General features: G+C 65.5%; 8 protein-coding genes and 1 tRNA gene. All 9 read right to left on the minus strand.

Translation table 11 applies throughout. From position 1 onward, the window contains the following. On the minus strand, nucleotides 1-972 hold a 972-nt coding region (gene pheS / locus E6K76_09540; GenBank protein ID TMQ57809.1), incomplete at its 3' end, for a phenylalanine--tRNA ligase subunit alpha. Between the two features lie 10 nt (nucleotides 973-982). After that, nucleotides 983-1,345, minus strand: coding sequence for a 50S ribosomal protein L20 (gene rplT / locus E6K76_09545; GenBank protein ID TMQ57810.1), 363 nt, complete (start codon nucleotides 1,343-1,345; stop codon nucleotides 983-985). 37 nt (nucleotides 1,346-1,382) lie between these two features. After that, nucleotides 1,383-1,583 (minus strand): 50S ribosomal protein L35, encoded by a 201-nt coding sequence (rpmI, locus tag E6K76_09550; protein ID TMQ57811.1) that lies wholly within the window; start codon nucleotides 1,581-1,583, stop codon nucleotides 1,383-1,385. 8 nt (nucleotides 1,584-1,591) lie between these two features. Continuing rightward, on the minus strand, nucleotides 1,592-2,179 hold the full coding sequence (locus tag E6K76_09555; protein ID TMQ57812.1) for a translation initiation factor IF-3: 588 nt from the start codon (nucleotides 2,177-2,179) through the stop codon (nucleotides 1,592-1,594). Nucleotides 2,180-2,393: 214 nt separating this feature from the next. Beyond that, entirely contained in the window at nucleotides 2,394-4,307 is a 1,914-nt protein-coding gene (gene thrS / locus E6K76_09560) for a threonine--tRNA ligase (GenBank protein TMQ57813.1), read from the minus strand. 40 nt (nucleotides 4,308-4,347) lie between these two features. Next, nucleotides 4,348-4,424: transfer RNA gene (locus tag E6K76_09565), tRNA-Val, on the minus strand. A 70-nt stretch (nucleotides 4,425-4,494) separates the two neighbouring features. Then, nucleotides 4,495-6,516 carry a glycosyltransferase family 39 protein gene (locus tag E6K76_09570; GenBank protein ID TMQ57814.1) on the minus strand — a complete coding sequence of 674 codons (2,022 nt, stop codon included), beginning with the start codon at nucleotides 6,514-6,516 and terminating at the stop codon, nucleotides 4,495-4,497. Continuing rightward, nucleotides 6,204-7,217 carry a 3-deoxy-7-phosphoheptulonate synthase gene (gene aroF, locus E6K76_09575; protein ID TMQ57815.1) on the minus strand — a complete coding sequence of 338 codons (1,014 nt, stop codon included), beginning with the start codon at nucleotides 7,215-7,217 and terminating at the stop codon, nucleotides 6,204-6,206. The genes E6K76_09570 and aroF overlap by 313 nt, the downstream gene beginning before the upstream one ends. 220 nt (nucleotides 7,218-7,437) lie before the next feature. Further along, a complete protein-coding gene (locus E6K76_09580; protein ID TMQ57816.1) occupies nucleotides 7,438-8,007 on the minus strand; it encodes a hypothetical protein in 570 nt (189 codons plus the stop codon). Nucleotides 8,008-8,024: the final 17 nt, after the last annotated feature.

An 8,024-nucleotide genomic window follows, 5' to 3' on the forward strand; every position in this document is an offset into this window, starting at 1 on the left:
GAGACGGATGTCGGGAACGCCGTGGCGCAGCATGACCAGCCGCTCGATCCCCGCGCCGAACGCGAACCCGGTCCAGCGCTCGGGATCGTAGCCCACGGAGCGGAACACGTTCGGATGGACCATGCCCGCGCCGAGCACCTCGAGCCAGCCCCCCGAGAGCGGACCACAAACGTTGCACCCCCTGCCACCGCAGAAGAAGCAGCGGATCTCCACCTGCGCGCCCGGCTCCACGAACGGGAAATAGGACGGCGAGAAGCGAAGCTCCGTCTCCGGCCCGAAGAATTCTTTCAGGAACCGGTCCAGCGTCCCTTTGAGGTCCGCCAGGCTCACGTCCTCGTCGACGTACAGGCCCTCGACCTGGTGGAACTCGAAGTTGTGGGTCGCGTCCACCGCCTCGTTCCGGTACGCGCGCCCGGGGCAGATGATCCGCACCGGGGGCGTGTGGGACTCCATGACGCGGATCTGCACCGAGGAGGTATGGGTCCGGAGGAGCACGTCGGGTCTCAGATAGAACGTGTCCGTCGTCGCCCGGGCGGGATGGCCCTCGGGCATGTTGAGCGCGCCGAAATTGTGCCGGTCATCTTCGACCTCCGGACCTTCGGCGAGGGCGAAACCCATCCCGAGAAAAATCGCGCGGATCTCCCCGAGGACCTGCGAGAGGAGATGCTCGTGTCCACGAGGGATGCAGCGTCCCGGGAGCGTGACGTCGCGCGTCGCGGCGGCCGGGGCGATTTCCAGCCGCGCGCGGGCCTCTTCATAAGAGCGCTCGAGAGCCTCGCGGAGCCGGTTGGCGCGCGCGCCCACCGAAGCGCGTTCGGCGGCCGAGAGATCCTTCAGCCCGCGAAGGATTTGCGTGAGCTCACTCTTGCGACCGAGGTACCGGACACGCGCCTCTTCGAGCGCGGCGCCGCTCCGCGCGGCGCGAAGCGCCCGCGCCGCTTCGGCCTCCAGGGCGTCGAGCCGCTTGATCACGAGCGTGCGCCTAGGCTACGGGTTGGGCCTGTTTCGCGACCTCGGCCAGACGCGCGAACGCCTGCTCGTCGCGAACGGCGAGGTCGGCCAGGATCTTCCGGTCGATTTCGATCTGCGCGACTTTCAGTCCGCGGATGAACGTGCTGTAGGAGAGCCCGTGAAGCCGGGCGGCCGCGTTGATGCGAACGATCCAGAGTCTCCTGAAATCACGCTTTTTCGCCCGGCGATCCCGATACGCGAATTGGAGACTCCGCATCAGGGTTTCGCGCGCGGTCTGATAGAGCTTGCGCCGTCCGCCGCGATTCCCCTTCACGGCGGTCATGACCTTTCGGCGGCGCTTCCGGCCCGGGACGACGGTCTTAGTTCGTGGCATCGCTCGTTACCTCATGTGGCGGCCGCAGAGACGCGGATCAATCGCCGTATGGAAGTAGTTTCTGCAAGTGCCGACGTTCGGTCGGCTCGACGAGGGCCGGCGCGTGCAAGCGGCGTTTCCGCTTCCGGGACTTCGTCCCCAGATGGTGCCTGGCATATGCTTTCGCTCGTTTGAATTTTCCCGTCCCGGTCCGCTTGAAACGTTTCGCGGCGGCGCGGTTCGTTCTCATCTTCGGCATGGCGGCTCCTAGCTCCGAGGTGCCGGCGGCTTGGCTCCCGCCGTCGCCGGGGCCGGCTTCCTCTCCGGCGCCTTCCCGGCCGCCGATTTGGGCACCATCAGGAGGACGAGGTTCCGCCCTTCGAGACGCGCCGGGTTTTCCACCTGTCCCACCTCTTCCAGATCCTTCACCACGCGCTCCAGGAGGCGAAAGCCCGCTTCCGTGTGGGCCATCTCCCGACCGCGGAAGGTGACCGTGAACTTCACCTTGTCGTGCAGCTCGAGGAAGCGGCGTCCGTTGTTCACCTTGAACCGGTAATCGTGTTCCTCGATCTTCGGGCGCAGCTTGACTTCCTTGAGATGCGTGACGTGTTGTTTCTTTCGAGCCTTCTGCAGTTTCTTGTTCTGCTCGTACTTGTACTTCCCGAAGTCCATGACCCTGCAAACAGGCGGGCGCGCTGTGGGGGATACTTCCACCAGATCCAGATGGCGTTCCTGCGCGTAGGTGAGCGCTTCCCGGATTCCCAGGATGCCCACCTGCTCTCCGTCCGGTCCGATCACGCGGACCGTGGGGATGCGGATGCGATCGTTGACACGGACCTCTTTGGTTGTGGTGATAGGCCGTTCCTCCTCTCAGCGCGGGGTTGGGTATGGAAGCGAAGCCGGCGGGTCAAAAGAGTGCGGGCGAACGATGCGTCCATTCCGCACCGTACGCCCGTCGGCGATGCCTTCCGCCGGAGACCGCGGCGGAACTCTCTTGTCGAGAACCCCGGTAGCGTTGCGCCTCGGGGTGAGAAGCCGGCGGCTCCTGCTTCGTATTGTGGCCAGGATACTACTGCCTTGCTTCGGACTCGGCAACCACTTTCTCCACGAATTCCTCGAGCTTGACCGCTCCTTCGTTTCCCTTGTGCCTGCTCCGAACCGAAACCGTCCTCTCCTCGGCCTCGCGCCGTCCGAGCACGAGCATGTAGGGAATCTTGAGAAGCTCCGCGTCGCGGATCTTCGCCCCCATCTTCTCCTCGCGGAGATCGGCTTCCACCCGGATGCCGCGGTCGAGCAGGATGCGACGGATCTCCTCCGCGTACGGGATCTGCGCGTCCGCGATCGTGATGAGCCGCACTTGCACCGGCGCCAGCCAGACCGGGAAATCGCCGCCGTAATGCTCGATCAGGGTCGCGAAAAACCGCTCCATGGAGCCCAGGAGCGCGCGGTGAATCATGAACACCTGGTGTTCCTGCCCGTCCGAACCCACGTAGTTCACGTCGAACCGTCGCGGGAGGTTGAAATCGAATTGAATTGTGGCGCATTGCCACGGCCGTCCGATCGCGTCGGTGAGCTTGATGTCGATCTTGGGACCGTAGAAAACCGCCTCCCCCTCCGCGCGGTGATACGGGAGACCCGATGCCTTGACGACACGCTCGAGCGCGCCCTCGGCGAGCGCCCAGTCGTCGTCCGAGCCCATGTAATCCTGCTTCCGTTTCGGATCGCGCACGCTCAAGTCCACCTGGTACTGCGTGAAGCCGAATGTCTGGAGCATGAACCGGGAGAAGTCGAGCACCTGGGCCAGCTCGGACTCCACCTGGTCGCGGGTGCAGAACAGGTGCGCGTCATCCTGGGTGAAGCCGCGAACGCGGGCGAGCCCGTGGAGCACCCCCGATTTCTCCAGGCGGTACACGGTGCCCAGCTCCGCGAGCCGTATGGGGAGGTCGCGATAGGAGTTTTTCCGGCGCTTGAAGATCAAGACGTGGAAGGGGCAGTTCATAGGCTTGAGCACGTACTCCTTCTCGTCGGCTTGGAGGAAGTACATGTTCTCGCGGTAGAAATCCGTGTGCCCGGACCGCTGCCACAGGTCCACCTGCGCGATGTGGGGCGTGTTGACGATCTGGTACCCGCGTCGCAGATGCTCGTCCTTCCAGAAATCCTCGATGACGCGCCGCATCGCGGCGCCGTGCGGAAGCCAGAAGATGAGCCCGCCCCCCGCTTCCTCGTGGACGCTGTAGAGATCGAGCTCGTGGCCGAGCTTCCTGTGGTCCCGCTTTTTCGCTTCCTCGATACGCGCGAGATGCTGTTGCAGAAGATCCTTGGTCGGGAACGCGGTTCCATAGATCCGCTGGAGCATCGGACGGCTCGAATCCCCGCGCCAGTACGCTCCGGCGACGCTCAGGAGCTTGAAGCTCTTGAGCACCCTCGTGCGTGGCACGTGCGGCCCGCGGCAGAGATCGGTGAAGAAGGAGTGGGTGTAGGTGCTGACCGTCTCGTCGGAAATCCCCTCGAGAAGCTCCACCTTGAACGGCTCCTGCTTCGCGAGGAACTCCCGCAAGGCGTCGGCGCGTTTCATTTCTCCGCGAACGAATGGATGATCCTCCTCGGCGATCTTGTGCATCCAGCTCTCGATCTGCTCCAGGTCTTCGGGCTGGAACGGGCGGTCCACCTGGAAGTCGTAGTAGAAACCCTCCTCGATCGCCGGTCCGATCGCGAGCTTCGCGCTGGGGAAAAGCTTCACGACGGCCGAAGCCATGAGGTGCGCGGTGGAGTGGCGCAGGACCTGGAGCCCCTCGGGCGAATCGAGCGGAATCAGCTCCAAGCGTCCGGATTCGCGGATGGGCGTGTGGAAGTCCACCACCTTGCCGTTCAGCTTGGCCGCGATTCCCTGCTTGAAACCCTCCCGGAAGCTCTTCGCGAAGAGCTCACCCAGGGTTGTGCCTTCGCTCGCCTCGAGGGAACGGCCGTCCATCTCCAGTTTCATGAGGCTCTGTGATGTTGGGGTCGTGGAGGACATCGTGAAGTGGTGGGCGATAGAGGACTTGAACCTCTGACCTCCTGCATGTCAAGCAGGCACTCTAGCCAGCTGAGCTAATCGCCCTCTCCTATTTACGTTACCGCATCAGTCATTCGGCGCCAAGTGTAGCCGAAGCGCTCGTCAAGTCAAGGCATTAGGAGCCCGTGCCGCCGGCGCGGACACCGGGCGCGGGCGCCGCCGTCTCGCCCGTCGAGCTGTCGGGCAGCACTTCGAAAATCAACGCGCCTTGGCTCTCAAAGACACGCCGGAATCCGGGAATCCGGGCGTCCGGCTCTGCGAAGGGCCTCACCGCGGCGCGAAGCGCCATCTCCGCTCCCGAGACAAGGAGGTACCGCGCCCGCGCGCGAACCGCGACCTCATGGAGGGCCGCGGGAGAGTCCACCTCTGGAATGGGGACGAACCGGAGCCCCGCCAGGAACGCCACGTGCGGCTTTCGCGCGAGAAGCGCCTCGCCTTGGGCGTGTGCCTTGAGGTAGGTCGCGGCCTCCAGCGTCTCGTATGGTCCCGCCTGGAGCGCTTCCGGGTTCCGGGAGTCTTCCGTCCTCCCGTACGCGGAGACGACGCCCGGAAGCCAGAGCAGCAGGAATGCGAATACCCGCACTGGAAATCGCCGTTCGATCCCCGAGACCGACGCCACAAGCTTCCTCCAGCCGAGCGGCGCGACCGCGAGGGCCGCGTAGAAGGCGAGCAAGGTGAGCGAGAAGCGCGTCCCGTAGAAAACCGGCACCAGGGTCAGAAAGTAGAGCGATCCGAAGAGAAGGTAGGCACCCCAGCGCCCGCTCCGTTCCGCGAGCGCGACCAGGATGAGCCCCGCCCCTGCGATCACGCCCCAGAGCGGCGGCAGGAGCTCGGTCAGGTCGCGTCTCCAATGCTCGACCGTATTTTTCGCCATGGCCAGGGCGAAGCGCCCGGGATCGAGGAGCACGACGTCGGCGAAGGAATGGATCTTCCGGTCGCCGCCATAGAAGAAACGCTCCCAGTTCCCCTCGCCATAGACCGAGAATCCCACGTTCGTATAGTTGTTGTTCGTGAGGGGGTTCCCCGTGTGCACCCAATTCACGATGAGCCAGGGCAGCGCCGTCAGAACGAAACCCGCACTCCAGAGTCCGGCCCACCGCCAGCGGGCGGCTCTCGCGCGGTCCCGGTTCAAGATCACGACGATGGCGATCACCGCGGCGGGCCAGAGAAAGAGCCCGTTGTACCGCGTCGTGAACGCCCACCCGGCGAGGAGCCCCGAGGCCAGGATCGACCTCCCGCCGGGATGCTCCGCGCCGAGGAGAAGAGCGATCGAGCCGATCGCGATCGCGAAGAAGAACATGTCGGTTCCGACTTCGTAGGTGTTCGCGAGGAACGTCGGGTTTCCCAGGAGGAACAGAACGCTCAGCAGCGCGAGCGTCGAGCCGAGGAGATTCCGGTGGAGCCGGAACACACACCACGCGGCCGCGCACGCCGAGAGCAAGCCCACCAGCTGCGCTGCCTTGAATAGATCCAAGCCGAGATAGGAAAAGGCCGCCACGACGAGCGGATAACCCCACCCCTTCGAGTCGAAATGCTCGATCAAAACGCGACCCTGCTTCAAGGCGGCGGCGGCGGGCCCGTACTTCCAGTAGAAGTCGGTTTCGACGGCGTAGTTTCCCAGACGGTGCAGCGAAAACGCTTTGAGCGCCCAGTAGAGCCCGTAGCAGGCGATCGCCGCGATCGCGGCGCCCCGAAGGAACGCTTCGGTTCTCAGCGGCTCGGGGGTCCCGGCCCAGGAACGCGGCCCCGCGGGCGCCACCGAACGGGCGCCGGCTGCGCCGCGGCGCCACTCATGCGAGGGATACTTGGATTTCTGAGGCTTCGTCAAAGGGTGCGGTCCACGGCGTCCGCGATGTGTCGGAGTTGCTTCGCGAGCGCGGCGAACTGCTCCGGAAAGAGCGACTGCTGCCCGTCGCAGATCGCGCGCTCCGGATCGAAGTGGACTTCGACCAAGAGCCCGTCCGCGCCCGCCGCGATCGCGGCGCGCGCGAGCGGGACGACCTTGTCGCGGACGCCCGCGGCATGGCTCGGATCCACGATGACCGGCAGGTGGCTCAGCGATTTCGCGACCGCGACGGCGTTCAGGTCGAGTGTGTTCCGGGTGTAGGTCTCGTAGGCGCGGATGCCGCGCTCGCACACGATCACGCGATCGTTTCCTCCGGAGATCACGTACTCGGCGCTCATGAGCCACTCGTCGACGGTGGCGGAGAGCCCCCGTTTCACGAGCACCGCCTTCTCGGTCTTCCCCAGCTCCCGGAGCAGGGAGAAGTTCTGCATGTTCCGGGCGCCGACCTGGAGAATGTCGACGTAGCGCTCCATGAGCGCGATTTGGCTCTTGTCCATGATCTCGGAGATCACGAGGAGGCCGTTCGCGTCGGCGACGCGGCGGATGAGCTTGAGGCCCTCCTCCCCCAGTCCCTGGAACGAATAGGGCGACGTGCGCGGCTTGAACGCTCCGCCGCGGAGCACGCGCGCCCCCGCCGCGCGCACCGCGGCCGCGGTCCGCACCATCTGCTCCTCGGACTCGATCGTGCAGGGTCCGGCCATGAGCACCACGGCCGAGCCGCCGATTTCCACATCGCCGATCCGGAGCACACTGGTCTCGCGGCGAAAGCTGCGGCTCGCGAGCTTGAAGGGCTCGGGAATGGGCAGCGCCTCCGCGACCCCCGCCATGGCACGCACCTCATCGATCGGGGGCAGCGCCCCGTCCCCCACCGCGGCGATCACGGTCGGGCCGGAGGTCGGCGCGCGCACCACCTGGAAGCCCAGATCGCGCAGCCTCGCTTCCACGGCGTGAAGCTGCTCCGGAGTCGCATTCGGCCGAAACGTAATGACCATTCGCCCCTCTGAAATAGAAACGCCCACTGTCTTCGTCTCGACAGTGGGCGGGGCCTCAGGGCTCACCGGGTGCAATCATCCCCGTGCGCGCTGCGGCCCCCGCTGCCAGGTCCACGCGTGGTAGAAATCGTTGAAGCGAAGGTACATGGAATGCAGCCCTCGTCGCCTGGAGGTGGAGGCGCGAACGTACGCAGGAGCCTAGCATTCCCCCTGGCGAGGGTCAAATCATCTCGGGCGCTGGATCGTCCTCGACGAGATACTTCGAGAAAATGATCCATTTCCCTCCCGGCGCTCTCAGGAGCCGGAGAATCTCCTCCTTGTCGACGGGTCTGGGCCCGACCACCGGGCCCGCGTAACGGACGCGCGCCCGCACGGTCCGGATCTCGAGGAGGGTGTCCCTCCCCAATTCCGCGCCTGGAGCGGAGACCGGCACCGCGCGGGCCGCGTTCCGGTATATCGACGCCTGATCCGAGAGGATCCTGGCCCTTCGGAACAAGGAGTCCGCGTTGGCCTCGCTCGCTTTGGCCCAGGAGGAGTCGGCGGATCGCTGAGCGTAGATCGCCATCCGTGCGAGGGAGTCGAGGGCGGCCATGCGGATCCGACGGGGGGCGTCGACCTTGAGAACGCGGCCCCCGACGAAGGAGTTCGTCGAGGCAAGGCACGTGGAACGCTCGCCGATCTCTTTCACGTCGCGCCGCGCGAGCGCGCGAAGGTAGTCGTGGGCCGCTTTCCTTGCTTCCCGAACATCCGGAGCCTCGCGCGCGCAACCTGCGAGGAGCAGCGCTGCCATCAGCCCGGCGCTGCCGA

Source organism: Candidatus Eisenbacteria bacterium (assembly GCA_005893275.1).
Classification (GTDB): Bacteria; Eisenbacteria; RBG-16-71-46; order SZUA-252; family SZUA-252; genus WS-7.